This window comes from Polaribacter sp., from assembly GCF_036480315.1.
GTDB lineage: Bacteria > Bacteroidota > Bacteroidia > Flavobacteriales > Flavobacteriaceae > Polaribacter.
Genome location: NZ_JAZGGG010000058.1, coordinates 41,003 through 62,262 on the forward strand (window position 1 = coordinate 41,003; position 21,260 = coordinate 62,262).

The following is a 21,260-nucleotide window of genomic DNA, read 5'->3' on the forward strand; positions in this document are numbered from 1 at the left end:
TGACATATAAATCTTACTTTTGATGATTATATAGTTTCAAAATACTAAAAAAGAAGAATTACGTTATATAATTGACAGCTTTATAGTTTCCAAAAAAAATGAAAATGATTAAAAAAAGTTTACTAGTTTTATTTCTAATTGCAATTAGTTGCGACAAAAAAGATGTTTTTGAAACAAATAAACAAATCATTATAAATCCTATTGCAAAATGCGAAAATGGTTTTGCAGGAGAATACCCTTGTAATGATTATGATTTACTAACTTATATTTCTTTAGAAGACATTGGTGGTCCAGACACAATTGGTCGTAATTGTTGGGGATGGATAGATCCTGCAACAAATGTAGAATATGCTCTAATGGGTACAAATAAAGGAATTACTTTTATAGACATTACAAACCCTGCTAAAGCAGAAATTATTGGTACTTTAAAAGCTGAAATAGAAAATAATGCTATAAGAGATGTAAAAGTTTTTAACTCTTTCGCTTATGTTACAAGTGAAGCTGCGGGTAATGGAATTCAAATCTTTAACTTAAATGAACTTAAAGATGTTATTGAAACTCCTGTAGAATTTGCAAGTAGTTCAAAAAGTTCTTTAGTTAGTACTGCAAGAAATATTACTATAAACAATGAAACGGGTATTGCTTATATTCTTGGTTCTAACAGAGGTAACGGTAGTCCTGTTTTTTTGGATATTAATAAAGCATTTACAGCAGCAGAAGTCGGTAATTATATAAAAGACACATATTCTAATGATGCAGAAGTTATTACTTATACTGGCCCAGATGAAGACCATTTAGATAAAGAAATTTTTATTGGTAGTAATGAAAACAACCTTGTTATTTTAGATGTTACAGATAAAATGAATCCTATTGAAATAGCTACTGTAAACTATACAGATATTGGTAAAACAACAAAAGGTTCTTTTACAGAAGACTTTAAATATTTTATTATTGGTGATGAGCAAGATGAACAAAATTCAGCCATAAACACAAGAACTATTGTTTTCGATTTTACAGATTTAGACAACCCTGTACATCATTTCGATTTTGAAGGAAATACGGCTGCAATAGATTTAAATGGTTACTTAAAAGGTAATTTATATTACCAAGCAAATACAACTGCTGGTGTAAGAGTTTTAGAAATTTCTGATGTAGAAAATAAAAATATTTTTGAAGTTGGTTTTTTTGATACATATCCAGAAAATGACAATCAAGAAAAAAATGGAACTTGGAGTGTTTATCCATTTTCACCTAGCGGAAATATTCTTATAAGCGACTTTAGCAAAGGTTTTTTTATAATTAGAAAACACAATTCTTAACAGTATCTAAAAATTTCATTGTAAAAAAAGAAGTACATTTATAATCTAATAATTACTTGTTATGATTCGTTTTAAACTCCTTCTTTTCTTTATTACAATTGCTATTACAAATACTACAGCACAAGAAATAGTAAAAATAGCTGAAGCTGAAGCAAAGTCTGCATCAAATAAAATTCATTTTAGAGCAAATCCTAATACTTCAAATTACGACATTACATATCATAAGTTAGAGTTTACTGTAGATCCTGCAGTAGCAAGTATTACAGGAAAAGTTACTACAACTTTTACCGCTAAAGAAGAATTAACTACAGTTACATTCGATTTAGATGATAATATGACGGTTTCAAATGTTTTACAAAACGGAAACAATTTATCTTTTTCTCAAAATGCAAATGATGAGTTGGTAATTACACTTGAAAACACATTATCTACAAATAGCTCAACATCTGTTAGTATAGAATATAGTGGAAACCCAACGAGTAATGGTTTTGGTTCTTTTGAAGTAAATACACACGATGGAACACCAGTTCTTTGGACACTTTCAGAACCATATGGTGCTTTAGGTTGGTGGCCTTGTAAACAAGATTTAAATGATAAAATTGATAAAATTGATGTTTATATTACTGCACCAGAACTATATGCTTCTGTTTCAAATGGATTAGAACAAAGTGCCATTATAAATGCTGGACAAAAGACAACACATTTTAAACATCAATACCCAATTCCTGCTTATTTAATTGCTATTGCAGTTACTAATTATGCTACCTATTCTCATACAGTTCCTAATAACGGAAATCCTTTTCCAATTGTAAATTATGTATATCCAGAAAGTCTAACTAGTGCTCAAAATAGTACTGGTGTTACGGTAGATATTATGAATAATTTTATAGATAAATTTGGCAATTATCCTTTTGAAAATGAAAAATATGGTCACGCCCAATTTGGTTGGGGTGGCGGAATGGAACATACCACTGTTTCCTTTATGGGAAGTTTTAATAGAAATTTAATTGCACATGAACTAGCACATCAATGGTTTGGAAATAAAATTACTTGCGGAAGTTGGAAAGATATATGGTTAAATGAAGGTTTTGCAACTTTTCTTACAGGTTTAACCGTAGAAAAATTAGATGGTGAAGCAGCCTATAAAAACTGGAGAGGTACTAACAATAACTCAATAACTTCTGTTACTAACGGAGCCGTTTATCTTTCTGATGCAGACACAACAAGTGTTGGTAGAATTTTTAGTAGCAGATTAAGTTACAATAAAGGCGCAATGGTTTTACATATGTTGCGCAAAAAATTAGGAGAAACAAACTTTTTTAGCGCTATAAAAAATTACATAACAGACCCTAATTTAGCCTATAAATATGCTAAAACACCAGATTTAATTACGCATTTAGAAACAGCTAGCGGTTTAGATTTAGAAGAATTTTTTAATGATTGGATCTACAATCAAGGTTACCCAACTTATGCTTTAGAGTGGAACCAACCAGAAGCAGATAAAGTGACAGTTACATTAAACCAAACCCAAAGTGATAGTTCAGTCTCTTTTTTTGAAGCCAATGTACCCATTCATTTAACAGGAACAAATGGAGAAATTCTAGATCTTGTTTTAAATAACATTAATAATGCCCAAACTTTTACTGAAACGGTTTCTTTTACAGTAAGCTCTGTAGAATTAGATCCTGATTTTCATTTAATTTCAAGAAACAATACTGTAACGCTAGGTTTAAACAAGTTAAACATTGTGGAAAAGAACATCTCTTTATTTCCAAATCCTATTACTGATGTTTTAAACATTAAAGCATCTAACAATGTAATTGTAAAAGAGGCAATTATTTACAATACTATAGGGAAAGAAATTCTTAAATCATCTATTTCTGAAATAGATTTAACTCAATTAAATTCAGGCATTTACTTTGTAAAAGTTATTACCAACCTCGGAAATCTTCACAAGAAAATTATTAAGAATTAAATTTTACTTTCTTTAAAGCAAGTAACATCAATAAGACCAATTAACACATTACCTTTCCTAATGAAAGTTCTGTGTTATTCTGCGACTTATATTGTATATTTGCACCCAATTTAGATTTAATCTATTTAAAATTATGATAAAAGTTTCAGACACAGCAAAAAAGAAAGTCATAGAATTAATGACAGATGACGGCTTTAACGCAGTAACCGATTTTGTGAGAGTTGGCGTAAAAAGTGGTGGTTGTTCAGGTTTATCTTATGATTTAACTTTTGATAATAAAAAAGAAGAAAACGATAAAGTTTTTGAAGAGAATGATGTAAAAATCATTGTAGACAAAAAAAGCTTTTTATATTTAGTAGGAACTACTCTAGAGTATTCTGGAGGTTTAAACGGGAAAGGATTTGTTTTTAATAACCCAAACGCAAATAGAACTTGTGGTTGTGGTGAATCATTTTCACTTTAAAATTAGAAAAAGATGTCAAAGTATACAGAAGACGATTTAGAAAAAGAATTAGAAACCCAAGAATATAAATACGGTTTTTATACAGATATAGAAAGTGATACATTTCCTGTAGGATTAAATGAAGACGTTGTTCGTGCAATCTCTAAAAAGAAAAATGAGCCAGAATGGATGACAGATTGGCGATTAGAAGCTTTTAAAGTTTGGAAACAGATGGAAGAGCCAGATTGGGCAAATGTTAATTATGAAAAACCTGACTTTCAAGCAATAGCTTATTATTCTGCACCAAAATCTAAACCAAAATTAAATTCTTTAGATGAAGTTGATCCAGAATTGTTAGACACTTTTAAACGTTTAGGAATTTCTTTAGATGAACAAAAAAAAATAGCAAATGTTGCTGTAGATATTGTAATAGATTCAGTTTCCGTAGCAACTACTTTTAAGAAAACATTAGGTGAAAAAGGTATTATTTTTATGCCTATTTCAGAAGCAATTCAAGAACATCCAGAATTGGTAAGAAAGTATTTAGGAACTGTTGTACCAACTACAGACAACTTTTATGCAGCGTTAAATTCAGCAGTTTTTTCTGATGGATCTTTTTGTTACATCCCAAAAGGAGTTCGTTGTCCGATGGAATTATCTACATACTTCAGAATTAATGAAGGTGGAACAGGGCAATTTGAAAGAACTTTAGTTGTTGCAGATGCAGGAAGTTATGTTTCTTATCTAGAAGGTTGTACAGCACCAAGTAGAGATGAAAATCAATTACACGCAGCTGTTGTAGAGTTAATTGCAATGGACGATGCAGAAATTAAATATTCTACTGTACAAAACTGGTATCCTGGAAATAAAGAAGGAAAAGGTGGAGTTTACAATTTTGTAACCAAAAGAGGTATTTGCGAAACCAATGCGAAAATTTCTTGGACACAAGTAGAAACTGGTTCTGCAGTCACTTGGAAATATCCTTCTTGTATTTTAAAAGGAAACAATTCTGTAGGTGAATTTTATTCAATTGCAGTAACAAATAATTATCAGCAAGCAGATACCGGAACAAAAATGATTCACTTGGGAAAAAACACCAAGTCTACCATTATTTCTAAAGGAATTTCAGCAGGTCATTCTCAAAACTCATATAGAGGTTTGGTACATATTGGAGCAAGAGCAGAAAATGCACGTAATTTTTCTCAATGTGATTCTCTATTAATGGGTAATGCATGTGGAGCACACACATTTCCTTATATAGAAGCTAAAAATAAATCGGCACAAATAGAACACGAAGCAACTACAAGTAAAATTGGTGAAGAACAATTATTTTACTGTAACCAACGTGGTATAGATACCGAAAAAGCAATTGCATTAATTATAAACGGATTTAGTAAAGAGGTTTTAAATAAATTGCCAATGGAATTTGCTGTGGAAGCTCAAAAATTATTGGAAATTAGTTTAGAAGGTTCTGTAGGTTAAAAAAATAGTCTAAAGTATAATGTCATAAAGTCTAAAGACTGGATGTTAAAAATAGAAAATAAAAATAGTGGATTTTATATGAAAAAACATTTATCAATTAAAAAACAAGACTTTGGTCTTTCGACTTTAAGACTTTTTACTATATTTTTTATAGCAATTAGCATTGTTGGTTGTAAAAAATCAGAAAAAAAAGCTGAAGCAATTGCTAAACCAGAAGTAAAGTTATTTCAATTAGTTGGTGGTTCTATTTTAGTAAAAAAATTAGAAGTTTTCTCTCAAGATACTACTTATACTGGTCAGCAAAAACAATTTACAGATGCATATTATGTAATTTCTCATCCAAAAGGAAATTTAATGTGGGATGCTGGTTTACCAGAAAATTTGGTGATTCCAGAACCATATAATGATCCAAGCGGTGTTTATAGAATACAAAGACCAGATTCTTTAGCCAATCAATTAAAAACAATTGGTTTTAAAATTGAAGATTTCAACTATTTTGCAATGTCTCATTCGCATTTCGACCATACAGGTCATGCAAATTTAATGGGAAGTGCAAAGTGGCTTGTTCAAGAAAATGAATTTAACTCTGTTGTTGGAGATTCTGCTCAATTTAAAAACCCAGCTTTAGAAGCATTAAAAAATGTTCAGAAAATAAATGGTGATTATGATGTTTTTGGTGATGGCTCTGTTGTTATCAAATATATGCCAGGTCATACAATTGGACATCAAGTTTTATATGTTGAGGTTGCAGGTTTAGAAAAACCTGTTTTATTAACAGGAGATTTATATCACTTTGAAGAGAATAGAACAAGTAAAGGAATTCCATCATTTAACTATGATGTAGAAAAAACTTTAGAAAGTATGAATAAATTTGAAGCTTTTGCTATAGAGAAAAATGCAGAAGTTATTATTCAACATTCACCAATAGCTTTCAAGAAATTAGAAGAATTATTGACTAAAAAATAATCAAAAGTCTGATGTCATAAAGTCTGTGTGTTAAAAAGGTGGAAAATAAAATTATGAACTTTAAATCTTTTGAAGAAATAGAAAGTTGGAAAAGAGCTAGAGTTTTAAACAAACTTATTTATAGCATTTTTTTTTATACGTTGCTAAAACTTCAGCAGGTGAAGTTAGATCGCAACTATATTTAGCAAACGATTTAAAATATATAAATGATGAAGATTTTATTCAACTAAAAAATAAAGTTGTAGAAATATCTAAACTGATAGGAGGATTAATAAAATATTTAAAAAAATAAAAATGTATCAGGTCAATGACTTTTGTCTTTTGTGTCTCCACACCTTTAGACTTTGGTCTTTTAGACTTTAAACCAATATTACAATGTTAAAAATAGAAAACTTACAAGCAAGTATAGACGATAAATCAATCTTAAAAGGATTGAATTTAGAAGTAAAAGCAGGTGAAGTACACGCAATTATGGGGCCAAACGGTGCAGGGAAAAGTACTTTGGCTAATATTATTGCTGGTAAAGAAGATTATGAAGTTACAGACGGAACTATTGAATTAAATGGTGAAGATATTAGCGAATTAGCACCAGAAGAAAGAGCTCATAACGGTGTGTTTTTATCTTTTCAATATCCAGTAGAAATTCCTGGAGTTTCTGTAACCAATTTTATTAAAACGGCTATTAATGAAACTCGTAAAGCAAAAGGTTTAGAAGACATGCCAGCTAAAGACATGTTAAAAATGATTCGTGAGAAATCTGAATTATTAGAAATAGATCGTAAATTCTTATCTCGTTCTTTAAACGAAGGTTTTTCTGGTGGAGAAAAGAAACGTAACGAAATTTTTCAAATGGCAATGTTAGAGCCAAAATTAGCCCTCTTAGATGAAACTGATTCTGGTTTAGATATTGATGCTTTGCGTATTGTTGCAAATGGAGTAAATAAATTAAAATCTAAAGACAATGCAGTAATTGTAATTACGCATTACCAACGTTTATTAGATTATATCGTACCAGATTTTGTACACGTTTTATACGATGGAAAAATCGTGAAAAGTGGCGATGCTTCTTTAGCTTTAGAGTTAGAAGCAAAAGGATATGATTGGATTAAACAAGAACTTGTTTAATTAGAAAGTTTTAAAAATTGAATACAATAGATTTATTTTCTGGTTGTGGAGGTGTTTCATTAGGTTTTAAATGGGCAGGTTTTAATGCTGTTTTAGCATCTGATATAGATGAAAATTGTGAAAAAACATTTACCGCTAATTTTCCTGAAACTCCTTTTATTTGTGGTGATTTATCTGCCATAAAAAAAGAAGATTTTGAAGCGAGTATTAATACAGAAATAGATGTTGTAATTGGTGGGCCGCCTTGTCAAGGATTTAGTTTAGCCAACAAAAGGAGAAATACTGTAGCAGACGACCCAAGAAATAAACTGTTTTATGAATTTGTCAAAGTGATTGATTGGTACAACCCAAAATCATTTGTTATGGAAAACGTAAAAGGTTTATTATCGATGAAATCTGGAGAAGTTATCAAACAAATTGTTGGTGAATTTGAAAAAGCAGGTGAATTTGGTTACGAAGTAAAATATCAAGTTTTAAAAGCTTCAGATTACGGAGTTCCGCAATCTAGACAAAGAGTAATTGTTATAGGAATAAGAAAAGATTTAGGTTTAACTCCTGAATTTCCTCTAAAAAAATACGCAAAAGAAGTTACAGTAAACGAAGCAATTTCAGACTTACCAACCATTCATGCTGCGGAAGGTACAGAAAGTCAGAAATACACAAAAAAAATTCAAAACACATATCAAGAGTTTATGAGAAAGAACTCTAAAAGTGTGAAGAATCATATTGCTATGAGACACACTCAAAGAGTAATAAACCGCTTTAAAGCCATTAAAAACGGACAAGGTTTATTAGATGTTTGGGAAACTCATGGATCAGTTCAAAGAGGAGATCCTTCAAAAAAATCAACGGTAAAATTCAGTCAGAATAACCAAAGATTATACGGAGATAAACCTGCGCCAACAATTGCAGCTTCATTTCAGAGTAATTTTATTCACCCAAAGTTAGACAGAAATTTTACGGCAAGAGAAGGCGCAAGATTACAATCTTTTCCAGATAATTTTATCTTTAAAGGAATGCGCACAAAAATGAGTTGGGAAAAAGGATTGAGCCAATATCAACAAATTGGTAATGCAGTTCCGCCTTTATTAGCTTTTGAAATTGCAACCACTTTAAAAAGTGTTTTAGAAAACGGAAATAAAGAAGGCGCTATAGAAGAACAACAGTTCTCTAAATTTAACGAGCCAGAAATAGTATATAATTATTAAACAAAACCATTATATAATGGAATTAAAAGATAAAATAGTATCATCATACGTAGCCTTTGAAAATCGTGTAGACATTAATTCTGATGTACATGAAATTCGTTCAAAAGCGCTTAAGAATTTCGAAGAACTAGGGTTTCCTACTAAAAAATTGGAAGCTTGGAAATACACTTCTTTAAACTCGGTTTTAAAGCAAGACTATAGTATTTTTCCTAACAAAGAAACCGCAGTAGAGTTAGCTGATGTAAAAAAATACTTTATACATGATATAGACAGTTATAAACTTGTTTTTATTGATGGTAAGTACAGCTCATTTTTGTCTGAAACTACACACGATACAATAGACGTCTGCTTAATGTCTGCCGCATTATCTATGCCAAAATACAAAGCAGTTATTGACGCTTATTTCAATAAAATAGCTAAACAAGACAATTTAACTTCATTAAACACGGCTTTTGCTTCAGAAGGCGCATTTATTCATATTCCAAAGAATATTGAAGTTCAAAAACCAATACAAATTATCCATTTTACAACAGGTTCTGAAGCTGCAACTATGTTACAGCCAAGAAGTTTAGTTGTTGTAGAAGAAAATTCTCATGTTCAAATTATTGAACGTCACCAAAGTTTAACTTCAAACCCTGTTTTAACAAATTCGGTTACAGAAATCTATGCTGATAAAAGAGCTTTTGTAGATTATTATAAGATTCAGAATGATGATAATAATGCCTCTCTAGTAGACAATACTTTTGTTGAGCAAAAATCTAATGGTGTTGTTTCTGTGCATACTTTTTCTTTTGGAGGAAATATCACCAGAAATAATTTAAACTTTTATCAAAAAGGAGAATACATAGATTCTATCTTAAAAGGAATTACAATTAGTGAAGGAAAGCAACATATAGATCATCATACTTTGGTGCATCATATAGCCCCAAATTGCGAAAGTCATCAAGATTATAAAGGAATCTATGATGAACGTTCTACATCCGTTTTTAATGGTAAAGTAATTGTAAACAAAGAAGCTCAAAAAACAAATGCTTATCAACAAAATAATAATATTTTATTAAGTGACAAAGCAACGATTAATGCAAAACCTCAATTAGAAATTTTTGCAGATGATGTAAAATGTTCTCACGGTTGTACTATTGGTCAACTAGATGAAGATGCTTTGTTTTATATGCAACAACGTGGTATTCCAAAAAAAGAAGGAAAAGCTTTATTAATGTTTGCTTTTGCAAATACCGTTTTAGAAAGTGTAAAAATACCAGAAGTAAAACAACGTATTACCAAATTAATTGCCCAGAAATTAGGTGTTGATATTGGTTTCGATTTGTAAGTTTATTTCTTTTTATATATATTTATAAAAACAAAAAATGATGAACAAATCTATTCAAACAATTTTATTAGTAGCTGGAATTATTATTCTTGGTTACGGAATTTACACTATGATACAACCAGAAGCACAAGTTTCTATTGGTGATATCGCATTAGTAAAAGCACAAGACAATACAAATTCTTACATTACAATGGCTATTGGTATTGCTGCTATAGCTTTAAGTTTATTGAAAGGGAAGAAATAATTTTCCTTTTAATTATTATTAAGAAACCACGCAATTTGCGTGGTTTTTTCATTCGTATAAAACCGTTAAATAGAAAAAGGGTACTTATCCCTAATTTTAAAAGGTTGCTATTCTTTAATTTTATCATTCAAAACAATTAAAGAGAATCTAATGATAATTAAAACAGCAATGTAGTTCCTCCAAAACCTGTTTCTACTTCAACAGAAAAACCAACTTCGAAAAAAGTTGTTCCTAAAAAAGTTAACTCCTGGTATTTCTGAAGATGTAATTTCTGAATTAAGTAAAGAAATTAACAATATGCTTTCGTTTGCTATTTAAAACGGAGTTACTGTAAATACAGAAGTAAATGCACTTATACAAAATAGCATAATAGACGATTTAATAAACGCACATAATTTACTCTGCAAAAAAGTTGCTCCTGCAACGCCAAAATCTATTTTATATACTAAAAAATTACATCAAGAGAATAGTAAAAAACCTTTTTTTTGAAATCTTATTTTTTTAATTGATTTATAGCTACGGGTATGCCTGCAGATGTAAATAACAATTCTTTAGACGAAGGAATTATGAATAATAGTGGCTTACCATTACTTTTAAATATTACATATTTAAGTTCTGTAGCTGGTTTTGGTGTTTTATTTTTTCTGTTGAAAGAAGTAAGTATCTCTTTAAAAAAAGGTTCTCTAATTCCAGAGAATTCTATTGACTATTTATCACAGATTATTATAGAAATTATTGCTGGTTTAATTATGTCTGAAAAAATTTCTTTGATACATCCAAATAGAAGGTTGAAACAATAGAAAATACATAGTACACAGCTATAAAAGCGAATAAAAAATTATAAAACTGATTAGTTTCTTCAGTGAAAATAAATAACTCATAATCATTTAGTAAAGCATCAAAAAGAATAATTGATTTTCTAAATAATTGAAGAAAAAAGTAGAAAATAAAAACATAAGAAGCGTCTAAAATAAACCAATAAAAATTCTTCTTTTAGATATTTCTAAAAAGTTGTTTTTATTGGTTTATATAGGTTTCGTCTTGACATTATCTTTGTTGTAAATAAAGCTATTTGTCTATTAGGTAATAAAAATTTATAGGTTGTTACATTTTTTAAAATGTATTTTATTTTATAGACTTCAAAATTCTTTTTAAAAACTCATTTTCATCAAAATTTGTCAATCCAAAACGTACAAGTACTAAATCTTGATCTGGAAAAACATATACTCGCTGACCTTGATAACCATCCGCAAAATACATGTTTTTTGGCACGTCTTTAAATTGCTTTTCTGCATTTAACCAAAACTGTGCACCATAAGTTCCTTTAGAACCTTTGGTTGGTGTTGTAACATAATCTACCCATTTTTTTGTGAATAACTGTTCTCCGTTCCATTGACCATTATGTAAGTATAATAGCCCAAATTTACCCCAATCTCTAGCGGTTGCCCAAGCATACGAAGAAGCAACATAGTTTCCTGCCAAATCAGTTTCTACAATCATAGAATTCATACCTATTTTATCTATAAAATCTGTATACCAAAAATCTAAATATTCTTGATGCGAGATAAATTGTTTTCTTGCAATTTTTGATAATAAATTAGAAGTCCCAGAAGAATAATTCCAACTATTATTTGGCGAACCAACCAACTGCTTTTCTTCTTGCATTTTGGTCATATCGCGTTCTAAAAACAACATTTTTGTTGCGTCAGATATTTCATCATAGTTTTCATCCCATTCTAAACCCGAGTTCATTTGTAGTAAGTTATTGATAGTAATGTCTTTTCGTGTATCATTTTGCCAAGAATCAATTGGTGCTTTGTCTTGTATATTTATTTTATTTTGATGCTGTAAAACACCAAAAACAGTGCTCATAATACTTTTAGTCATAGACCAACCTAAAATTCTAGAATTTTTATGAAAACCATTATCATATTTTTCTGATATAATTTGATCTTTATAAATTACTACAACGGCTCTAGTTTTATCTTTTCCGAAGATAGAACTTACCGTTTCATTCAGTTTATTATAATTTACATTTGCAAAAACAGTGTCTTTTTGCGGTCCATTTCCAAATGGAAAAGGTGTAATATTATCTGGTTTTGTTCTTTTTGGAATTAAATAACTTGCAGTTTCATCACTGTCTTCTAAAGTTAAAACAGTACCTAAACCTTCTCTATAAATAGCTTTTCTAGTTAACAAACCAAAAGCTGAAGAGCTTGCAAATTCATTCTTTAAATCAACTTTATCTGTAGCGAGGTTTACAGGTGAAAAATTATTGTCTGTTTGATCTGTAAACTGCAAAGTTCTTTCACCTAAAAAAATAGAAGAAGCTGTGTTTTTTGCTGAATAACCAGACAGAATATTCAATTTTGGATAATTATAAATAACTGCTAGTGTAATAGTAACTGCAAAAAAAAGGAATGTTCTTTTTAAAATCTTCATTAATTATAAAATTTAATGATGTAAAAATAAGCAATAAAACTGCAATGTTTTCTATCCGTGGAAATACTTGAATTTAAAATAAGGTGTTTCCATATAAACTATAACTTATTGATTTTATTAATTTTAGCATATAATTATTATAGTTAAAAATTATGAGCGAATCAACACCAAAAACAAATGTTACTGCCAAAACAATCAAAAAACCAACAATAAAACAAGTTGTGCCAGGAATTTCTGAAGATGTAATTGCTGAATTAAGTAGAGAAATCAACAGTATGCTTTCTTTTGCGGTTTTCAACGGAATTATTGTAAATACAGATGTAAATGCTTTAATTCAAAATAGTAATGTAGATGATTTAATAAATGCTCATAATCTTTTATGTAAAAACGTAGCTCCTGCAACACCCAAGTCTATACAATTTACCAAAAAACTAAATCAAGAGAGTGATGGCAAATCAATTTTTAGAAAGCTTCCTTTATTAAGAAATTTAGTCTTGTTGGCTATCTTTTTTTTAATTGCTTATGTAGTTTCAGGAATGTCTCCAGAGGTAAACAATGATTCTTTAGATAAAGGAATGATGGAAAATAGCGGAATTCCGTTATTACTAAACATCATCTATTTAAGTTCTGTTGCTGGTTTGGGTGTTTTATTTTTTCTGTTGAAAGAAGTAAGTATCTCTTTAAAAAAAGGTTCTCTAATTCCAGAAAATTCTATTGGCTATTTATCACAGATTATTTTAGGAATTATTGCTGGTTTAATTATGTCTGAAATTATTTCTTTTTACACAAAAGATGCGGAACAAATTAACTTATTTAACAAAAGTATTCTTGCTTTAGTTGGAGGTTTTTCTTCGGATGCAATTTTTAGTATTTTACAAGGAATCATCGATAAAATAAAAAGCATCTTTATAACTCCAAATTCTACAACTAATGTATAAAAAAACACTATTAATTCTTGTAGTAATTTCTTTTTTATCATGCGCTAGCATTCCCAATTCTACAGCTACACTTACCAAAGATGTTATTAATGAAGGTGATGCTATGCATCAACTAAACATTTCTTTAGTAAATCAATTATTCAACGAAAAAAGAGCACGTTTAAACACTTTTATTACGAGTAAATATACGCCTGCTGTTATTAAGAAATATCAAAAGTTATTACCTCAAAATTTAGATTATAAAAAAGAATTACCGAATATTATTGAAGCGATAATCCCTGTAATAAATAGAAAAAGAGATTCTTTACAAGATTTACTTCTACATCAACAACAAAAAATAGTAACTGGTTTAAATACCAATTTCATTTCTTACAGTAAAGCAACTTCTGCTTTACAAAATTTAATAAATTCTGCAATAAAAGAGAATAATGCAGAAAAAAACGCATTGGCAGAAATCAATCAATTAACTGGTAATAGATTAAATTTTAAACAAGTAGAAAACAAAATTGATAGCTTGTTAAATAAAACTGGCTTGGGAATGAGCAAGTTATTGAAAATTGAAAAACTAATAAAATAGCAATTATGAGTGATATAGATTGGAGTGCATTAGCAAACAAAGCTGCTTCACAAACAGATTCAGAATTTAAAAGTCAATTAGCGGGTTTAACTAGTTTAAAAACATCTGACATAGATACATTTATAACAGAAAGTAAAATTAGTAATACAGATGCTTTAGAGGTATTAAAACAAATAAATAATGCTTCATTAACAAACAATGAAAAGGCTTCAGCTATTTCAAGTATTCAAAATGGGGTTGGTTTTTTAGTAAAGTTAGTTTCTAAAGTAGTATAAATAAAAAATTCATCTTGTCATTTTTCGAAGTTTAAAAAATCAACGGTTATCTTTGTACTTTAAATTGATTTGTATGATAAATGTTGATAAAATTCGTGAAGACTTTCCTATTCTAAAAAGAACAGTTCATGGTAAACCTTTGGTGTATTTTGATAATGCTGCTACTTCACAAACTCCGCAAATTGTAATTGATGCAATTGTAGATTATTACAGCAATTATAATGCAAACATTCATAGAGGTGTACATACTTTAAGTCAAGAAGCAACTGATAAATATGAAGAAGCACGTATTAAAATTCAACATCATTTTAATGCAAAAAATGCCTATGAAATTATTCTAACTTCTGGTACAACGCATAGTATAAATATGGTTGCATCTGGGTTTTCATCCCTTTTAAATAAAGACGATGAAATAATAGTTTCTGCTTTAGAGCACCATTCTAATATTGTGCCTTGGCAAATGTTATGTGAAAAAACAGGCTCTATTTTAAGGGTAATTCCTATGTTAGAAGATGGTTCTTTAAATATGGAAGTGTATCATAACTTGGTAAACAAAAATACAAAATTAGTTTTCTGTAATCATGTTTCTAATGCACTAGGAACTGTAAATCCCATTGAAGAAATTATTGAAAAAGCACATCAATTTGGTGCTGCAGTTTTAATTGACGGCGCACAAGCAACACCTCATATAAAACCAGATGTACAAGCTTTAAATGTTGATTTTTATGTAGCTTCTGCACATAAATTATGTGGCCCAACAGGTGTTGGTTTGTTATACGGAAAAGAAGAATGGTTGCAAAAATTGCCTCCATATCAAGGTGGTGGAGAAATGATTGCAACGGTTAGTTTTGAAAAAACAACCTATGCAGATTTACCTCATAAATTTGAAGCAGGAACCCCAAATATTTGTGGCGGAATTGCTTTTGGTGTAGCAATCGATTATATGAATGCTGTTGGTTTTAATAACATTGCAAAGTATGAAAATGAACTTTTAGAATACGGAACAAAAGAACTATTAAAAATAGAAGGTTTAAAAATCTACGGGACAACAACTGAAAAAACTGCTGTAATCTCTTTTAACGTAGGTGCTATTCACCCTTATGATATTGGGTCTATTTTAGACAAACTAGGTGTAGCGGTTAGAACCGGGCATCATTGTGCACAACCAATTATGGATTTTTATAAAATTCCTGGAACCATAAGAGCTTCTTTTTCATTTTACAATACAAAAGAAGAAATAGATATTTTAATTAGTGGAGTAAAAAGAGCAATAATGATGCTTTCTTAAGCTTTTAAAAACTTTATAAAACAATAAAAAGGTTGAGCAAATGCTCAACCTTTTTTATAGAAACTAATTTGTAAATTCTTATTTTAACAAAGGAGAATAGTTTGTAGGATAATCTCCTGCTTTCGCTAAACCACCAGTTGCCATTGTAAAATTAGAACCAAATTCTGCATCCATAGCAGCTAAAATTTTGTTAGCCATTAAAGCATAACCTCTAGCTGTTAAATGAACACCATCTAAACTTATTAAACCACCAGTAACTAAACTAGTTGTCATAGTATAGTCATCAAACATAATACCAGAAGTAGATGCTTCTTGTAAAAGGCCCTTAAAATCTACCATTACAATATTTGCATTGGCTGCTGCAGTAGCTTCAATGATTCCATTATAAGCATCTGTTGCTGTTTTAATAGCTACTTGCTCTTCTGGAGTAATTACCCATTTATCAGCTAAAGGAACACCAACACCATTTACACTTGATGGGTTACTAGGGTCTGCTAAAGTCCCTATAAAAGAAGAACTAGTTAATACTAATAAATCATCTGCAGTTGCAAGTCTCATACTAACTAGACCTGCGTTTATTGCTGTTAAATCTGTTAGACTTTCATCCATAATAACAACAGCATTCTGTCCTGGTGAAAAACTAATTGTTCTTTTAGCAATTTCTGCATCTGCCATTTCTTGTGTCATTGGTGTAACAGCTACTAAATAGGCAAAAGCTTGTTGAATACCTCCATTATAAAGTGCATAAGCGCCATTTAATTGTGCAGCCAAACCAACACTTACAGGAATTGGATTATAAGGTACTGTTGTAAAATGTGATAAAGAAGTAATATAAGGTACATTAGCTACAACTCCTTTTGCTCCGCCTGAAGTTAAGGTAGCAACCATTCCGTTAAATACTTGTCCGAATACTAATGGATTTGTAATGTCTGTTCCTCCATAAGTTGATGGGTCTAAATTACCTGTTGGATTTCCAGCAGATGGAGATTGATCAACACCAGATCCTCCAGAAAGCGCATATCCTAGTACATCATTACCACCAATTTCTGATAAAGTAAAAAATGTTGGGTTTTGTGCCATTGCGTCCCCTATAACAGTTGCGCTTGGGCTAGATGCCATTCTTGCGTAATAAGGATTTGCTAAACCTAAAGCAATGCCTGCTACGTTACCGTAACCTGGAGCCAATAAATGAAAGCTTTTTGCTCCTGGAACTCCAAAGTTGTTTAAATCTCCACTTACATTAGTTGTTACTTCTGTAGTTGGAGTTGCTCCTAAACGAACTGGTCCTGCTCCATTAAAATACAATCTTGGTCCTTGAATAACGTTTCCACCTAATAAAAGACCACCAATATTATCATTCATTAAAGGTTGATTAAAACTTGTACTAATACCAAACTTACCTGCTAAAATATTAGGAAATGAGTTTTCTTGTGCTGCTTTAAACAAGCCTCCGTCTGTAAAACCTGCTGTAAAAGAAGCTCCTACAGAAACGAATTTAGAAAAATCTAATCCACCTGTATTTAAAACTACTTCTGGTACTACTTCTGCTGGTATTGCATCTAACTCATTGTTTACATCACAAGATGTAAAACCAATAGATAAAAGAAGCAATCCAATATATTTATAATTTTTCATAAAATATCTTTAATTTTTATTAGTTATTAATTGTCCAAGAAAGGTAGTATTGAGAACCAACTGCCCCAACTCCTGGTGCACTTACATATTCATTACCTGTTAAGTTTGCTCCTCCTAATTTAATAGTAGATTTCCAGTTAGGAATTCTATAATTAATTTGTGCATCTAACATCGTTCTAGCCTCTATTGTAGCGTCTAAAAATGTAGATTCCCATCTGTATTTATCTTGCCATCTTACATTTACATTAAAACCAAAGTTTTCAAATACATCTCTTTTACCAAATTGTAATTTTACTTTGTGCTCTGGTGTATTAAAACCTGCTTCAAAATCTGGGTCTGTAGATTGGTCAAAATCAAATTTTGCAAACGTATAATTTACTCCTAAATTAAACCCATTTAAGATACTTGTGTTTACACCAATTGTTGCACCGTAAGAACTAATATCTGCAGCAGAATTAGTATACGTTTGAAAAGCAGCAAAATCACCAGTGCTTAAAGCTACTAATGCTAAAGGAACTTGTGCTCCTCCTGGTCCAACGGGTGCTGTTTGTGTTAAAGCAACATCTCCATAAAAAGGAACTACCACATTTTTGTTTGCAATAAAATCTTCATATTGATTGTAATAAACACTTAAATCTACAGTAAACCTTTGTTCCCCTCCTTTAACTAAACCCCTATAACCAACTTCGTAAGCCGTTACTTTTTCTGGTTTTACTAATGCAACATTAGCATTACTTGGTGCAGCAACTTGTCCGGCTGCAAATGCTTCTACAGAACTTGCAGAAAATGCATTTTCATAAGCAGATCTTCCTGAAACAGAAATTGTACCAGAACCTGTAAAGTTTTGCCCTAAACCACTAACTGTTAATGGTGATGTTGCATATCTATCTAAATTATCTGGTGCAGAGCCCACTAAAAATCCTCTACCAGCATTTAAACCAATATACTGATCTTGTGTACTTGGGTTTCTAAAACCTGTTTGAAAAGATGCTCTAAAATTCTGGTTTTTGTTTTCTCCACCAGCATAAGCAAGTGATAATCTAGGAGAAAAGTTTCCGTCAAAATTTTGTGCTTTATCATAACGGATAGAAGCAGTTGCTTTTAAACGGTCGTCTTCTAAAAATTTCTTTTGAGCTTGTGTATACACACCATATTCATTATATTCAATTGGTCCATCATAATCTGTAAAAATACTTCCGTTAGAGTTTAAAGAATATAATCTGTAAGAACCACCAACTTGAAACTCTGCCCAATCTGTTAAGTCTTGTAAGTTATAGTTTACATCTGCATGATAATATTTTGTATTGTCTTGAAATTTAGAACCCGTAACTAAATTTGGGTCTGCAGTTACTTTATCTAAAGCTTGTTGAAAACCTGAAGTTCCAGGTAATAATCTACCTGCTTCAGCAGTTTGTCTAGCTATTCCGTGTGCTTGATCAGAATTTAAACCTCCTAAAGTTCCTTGTAAATAAGCACCAACATATTGTCCAAACCAAACATTATCTGCTTTCCAAGCTCTGTTAATATTAATTGCAGCAAAACGAGTATCATAAGAATTACCAGCATCTTCATTAGTCATATAACCTCTAACAAAAAAGTTTTTCCCTCTAAATTCTAATTTATGTTGTTCCATAAAAAAGTCTTTGATGTTATATCTATTTGTTCCTTGATAAATTGTGTTACCAACTCCAAATTTAGAATTCCATATTACTTCTAAACGATCATCTCCAAAAGGTCTGTAATTTAATGAACCACCAAACTTTACACTTTTTGCTTCATAGGTCATTAAATCTCTTTCATCATAACCCGTTCTACTTACACTTTCATTAGGTATAAGAGCAGAAGCTCCATTAGGAATAATACCTAAACCTTCTAAAGTCTGTGCAACTCCTCTTAAGTTTGTAGAAACCTCATCTCCATAAACATTTAAACCATCAAAGTTTCTGTCTGAATTTCTGTCTCCAGAAGTATAACCTCCATTTGCAGTATTTCTATAATCTGTAGCATACCATTCTGTTCCTTTTAAATAAGAAAAAGTAGCTTTTGCAGCAAATTTATTTGAAAAAGTATGCGCCATTCTAATGTTTACATCATGAAACAGGTTGTCTCCAGCAGCATCTTGACTTGTTAACCCAGATTTGTAAGAAAAACTAATTCCTTGATCATCAAAAGGACTTTTACTAGTCATAAACATAATACCGTTAAAAGCATTTGCACCATATAATGCAGAAGATGCTCCAGGTAATAACTCTACCGTTTTTACATCCAATTCAGACATACCTAACAAGTTACCTAATGCAAAGTTTAAAGCAGGAGAAGAATTGTCCATACCATCTACCAATTGCATAAAACGTGTATTAGCAAAAGTTGCAAAACCACGCGTATTAACAGATTTAAAAGTTAAACTATTTGTGTTTATATCAACTCCTTTTAAATTCTCTAAACCGTCATAAAAAGAAGGTGCAGATGTGTTTTTTATCGCTCTTGTATCCATTCTTTCAATGGTTACAGGAGATTCCATAATACGTTCAGGTGTTCTAGATGCAGAAACTACAATTTCATCTAAAGAAGTTGCGTTTTCTGTTAAACTAACGTCAACTTTTTGATTGTTTTTAGTAATTTCTACTTTACTGGTTTGAAAACCTAGCATAGAAATTTCTAAAGTAAAAGGAGGATTATCTGTTACCTTTAATGTAAAAAGACCATCAAAATCTGTAGTTGTACCAACAGCCTTTCTTGAAACCTTAATGTTTGCTCCGGGAAGTGTTTCTCCGGTAGCTGCGTCTTTAACTACTCCGGTAACAGTGGTTTGTGCAACCATTGTTAAACTACCAAAAGCAATAAACGCAAGAAGTAAAAAATTTTTTATCATAATTTGAATTATTTGTTAACTATATCGCAAAATACAATTTTTTTTGAATTATTGATTATTTGTATAAATAAATTGTGATTTAAACAGAAAAAACACTCTTTTTTATTAATTTCATACTGTTTTTGAAAAATAATTTTTTCAAAAACAGACTTAGTTATTGTACATTTGTATCTCTATAAATTTTACTTTTTTTGATTACCATACCAAATATTTCTAATTTTTCTTCACAAGAAAAAACTTTTGTTACCATTGGTACTTTTGATGGTGTTCATTTTGGGCATCAAAAAATAATTCAAAAACTTGTTTTTGAAGCAAAAGAAGCTGGTAAAAAATCTGTTTTACTTACATTTTTTCCGCACCCTAGAATGGTGTTGCAAAAAAATGCAAAAATAGAATTGATAAATACCATTGAAGAACGTGCAAATTTTTTAGAAAAAACAGGATTAGATTATTTAATTATTCATCCTTTTAGTAAAGAATTTTCTAGAATGACTGCCTTAGAGTTTGTGAGAGACGTTTTGGTAAATCAACTAAACATATCAAAATTAATTATTGGTTACGATCATCATTTTGGCAAAAATAGAGAGGGAAATTTAGAACAATTAACAGAATATAGTCATTTATACGATTTTAAGGTAGAAGAAATTCCAGCACAAGATATTGATGATGTTTCTGTAAGTTCTACAAAAGTTAGGCACGCTTTAGCTTCTGGGGATTTAAAAACCGCCAACAATTATTTAGGCTATAATTTTATGCTAAATGGTACGGTTGTTAACGGTAAACAATTGGGTGATAAAATTGGTTTTCCTACCGCAAATATTGATGTAAAAGAAAGCTATAAATTAATACCTAAAACGGGTGTTTATGTCGTAAAATCTACTATAGATAATAAAACAGTTTTTGGGATGATGAATATCGGAAACAGACCAACTGTTAATGGAAATCATCAAACGATAGAAGTTCATTTTTTTGATTTTAATCAAAATTTGTATGACAAAAACTTAACTGTAGAATTAATTTATTTTTTACGTGATGAGGAAAAATTCGATTCTTTAGAAACTTTAATTCTTCAGCTTAAAAGAGACGAAAAAACTTCGAGAGATTATATAAAAGATAATTTATAATTTCTACTTCACAAATTA

General features: G+C 30.4%; 18 protein-coding genes and 1 pseudogene. 16 read left to right on the forward strand and 3 right to left on the reverse strand.

Annotation, left to right across the window (positions count from 1 at the left end):
- Positions 1 to 104: 104 nt before the first annotated feature.
- From V3V28_RS12235 to V3V28_RS12285, 11 genes and pseudogenes are all read left to right on the forward strand, one after another.
- Entirely contained in the window at positions 105 to 1,319 is a 1,215-nt protein-coding gene (locus V3V28_RS12235; RefSeq protein ID WP_331365298.1) for a choice-of-anchor B family protein, read from the forward strand.
- A gap of 61 nt (positions 1,320 to 1,380) precedes the next feature.
- Positions 1,381 to 3,294 carry a M1 family aminopeptidase gene (locus V3V28_RS12240; protein ID WP_331365299.1) on the forward strand — a complete coding sequence of 638 codons (1,914 nt, stop codon included), beginning with the start codon at positions 1,381 to 1,383 and terminating at the stop codon, positions 3,292 to 3,294.
- Positions 3,295 to 3,427: 133 nt separating this feature from the next.
- Complete coding sequence (locus V3V28_RS12245) at positions 3,428 to 3,757, forward strand: HesB/IscA family protein (RefSeq protein WP_331365300.1); 330 nt, start codon at positions 3,428 to 3,430, stop codon at positions 3,755 to 3,757.
- 12 nt (positions 3,758 to 3,769) lie between these two features.
- On the forward strand, positions 3,770 to 5,218 hold the full coding sequence (gene sufB / locus V3V28_RS12250) for a Fe-S cluster assembly protein SufB (protein WP_331365301.1): 1,449 nt from the start codon (positions 3,770 to 3,772) through the stop codon (positions 5,216 to 5,218).
- Positions 5,219 to 5,296: 78 nt separating this feature from the next.
- Positions 5,297 to 6,184: an N-acyl homoserine lactonase family protein gene (locus V3V28_RS12255; protein WP_331365302.1), complete on the forward strand. Its 888-nt coding sequence runs from the start codon at positions 5,297 to 5,299 to the stop codon at positions 6,182 to 6,184.
- A gap of 190 nt (positions 6,185 to 6,374) precedes the next feature.
- Positions 6,375 to 6,476: pseudogene (locus V3V28_RS12260) on the forward strand (four helix bundle protein); the annotation flags it as partial.
- 83 nt (positions 6,477 to 6,559) lie between these two features.
- The gene (gene sufC, locus V3V28_RS12265) at positions 6,560 to 7,309 is read left to right on the forward strand and encodes a Fe-S cluster assembly ATPase SufC (protein WP_331365303.1); all 750 of its coding nucleotides are present in this window, start codon (positions 6,560 to 6,562) and stop codon (positions 7,307 to 7,309) included.
- A 17-nt stretch (positions 7,310 to 7,326) separates the two neighbouring features.
- Positions 7,327 to 8,517, forward strand: a complete 1,191-nt coding sequence (locus tag V3V28_RS12270; protein ID WP_331365304.1) for a DNA cytosine methyltransferase — start codon at positions 7,327 to 7,329, stop codon at positions 8,515 to 8,517.
- A 16-nt stretch (positions 8,518 to 8,533) separates the two neighbouring features.
- The gene (gene sufD, locus V3V28_RS12275) at positions 8,534 to 9,847 is read left to right on the forward strand and encodes a Fe-S cluster assembly protein SufD (protein WP_331365305.1); all 1,314 of its coding nucleotides are present in this window, start codon (positions 8,534 to 8,536) and stop codon (positions 9,845 to 9,847) included.
- A 40-nt stretch (positions 9,848 to 9,887) separates the two neighbouring features.
- Positions 9,888 to 10,091 carry a hypothetical protein gene (locus V3V28_RS12280; RefSeq protein WP_331365306.1) on the forward strand — a complete coding sequence of 68 codons (204 nt, stop codon included), beginning with the start codon at positions 9,888 to 9,890 and terminating at the stop codon, positions 10,089 to 10,091.
- A gap of 524 nt (positions 10,092 to 10,615) precedes the next feature.
- The gene (locus V3V28_RS12285; protein ID WP_331365307.1) at positions 10,616 to 10,891 is read left to right on the forward strand and encodes a hypothetical protein; all 276 of its coding nucleotides are present in this window, start codon (positions 10,616 to 10,618) and stop codon (positions 10,889 to 10,891) included.
- Positions 10,892 to 11,216: 325 nt separating this feature from the next.
- Here the strand turns inward: V3V28_RS12285 and V3V28_RS12290 are convergent, their stop codons facing one another.
- Positions 11,217 to 12,533 carry a serine hydrolase domain-containing protein gene (locus V3V28_RS12290; RefSeq protein WP_331365308.1) on the reverse strand — a complete coding sequence of 439 codons (1,317 nt, stop codon included), beginning with the start codon at positions 12,531 to 12,533 and terminating at the stop codon, positions 11,217 to 11,219.
- A gap of 152 nt (positions 12,534 to 12,685) precedes the next feature.
- On the opposite strand from V3V28_RS12290, the gene V3V28_RS12295 reads away from it, so the two are divergent.
- From V3V28_RS12295 to V3V28_RS12310, 4 genes are all read left to right on the forward strand, one after another.
- Positions 12,686 to 13,471, forward strand: coding sequence for a hypothetical protein (locus tag V3V28_RS12295; RefSeq protein ID WP_331365309.1), 786 nt, complete (start codon positions 12,686 to 12,688; stop codon positions 13,469 to 13,471).
- Positions 13,464 to 14,048 carry a hypothetical protein gene (locus V3V28_RS12300; RefSeq protein WP_331365310.1) on the forward strand — a complete coding sequence of 195 codons (585 nt, stop codon included), beginning with the start codon at positions 13,464 to 13,466 and terminating at the stop codon, positions 14,046 to 14,048. The genes V3V28_RS12295 and V3V28_RS12300 overlap by 8 nt, the downstream gene beginning before the upstream one ends.
- A 5-nt stretch (positions 14,049 to 14,053) precedes the next feature.
- Positions 14,054 to 14,323: a hypothetical protein gene (locus V3V28_RS12305; protein WP_331365311.1), complete on the forward strand. Its 270-nt coding sequence runs from the start codon at positions 14,054 to 14,056 to the stop codon at positions 14,321 to 14,323.
- Positions 14,324 to 14,396: 73 nt separating this feature from the next.
- The gene (locus tag V3V28_RS12310; protein ID WP_331365312.1) at positions 14,397 to 15,611 is read left to right on the forward strand and encodes an aminotransferase class V-fold PLP-dependent enzyme; all 1,215 of its coding nucleotides are present in this window, start codon (positions 14,397 to 14,399) and stop codon (positions 15,609 to 15,611) included.
- Positions 15,612 to 15,689: 78 nt separating this feature from the next.
- Here V3V28_RS12310 and V3V28_RS12315 read toward each other — a convergent pair whose 3' ends face one another.
- Together V3V28_RS12315 and V3V28_RS12320 are read right to left on the reverse strand one after the other, a co-directional pair.
- Positions 15,690 to 17,246: an SGNH/GDSL hydrolase family protein gene (locus V3V28_RS12315; RefSeq protein ID WP_331365313.1), complete on the reverse strand. Its 1,557-nt coding sequence runs from the start codon at positions 17,244 to 17,246 to the stop codon at positions 15,690 to 15,692.
- A 19-nt stretch (positions 17,247 to 17,265) separates the two neighbouring features.
- Entirely contained in the window at positions 17,266 to 20,118 is a 2,853-nt protein-coding gene (locus V3V28_RS12320) for a TonB-dependent receptor (protein ID WP_331365314.1), read from the reverse strand.
- A gap of 191 nt (positions 20,119 to 20,309) precedes the next feature.
- Here V3V28_RS12320 and V3V28_RS12325 point away from each other — a divergent pair, with 191 nt between their 5' ends.
- The gene (locus tag V3V28_RS12325; protein ID WP_331365315.1) at positions 20,310 to 21,242 is read left to right on the forward strand and encodes a bifunctional riboflavin kinase/FAD synthetase; all 933 of its coding nucleotides are present in this window, start codon (positions 20,310 to 20,312) and stop codon (positions 21,240 to 21,242) included.
- The last annotated feature ends 18 nt before the right edge of the window (positions 21,243 to 21,260 follow it).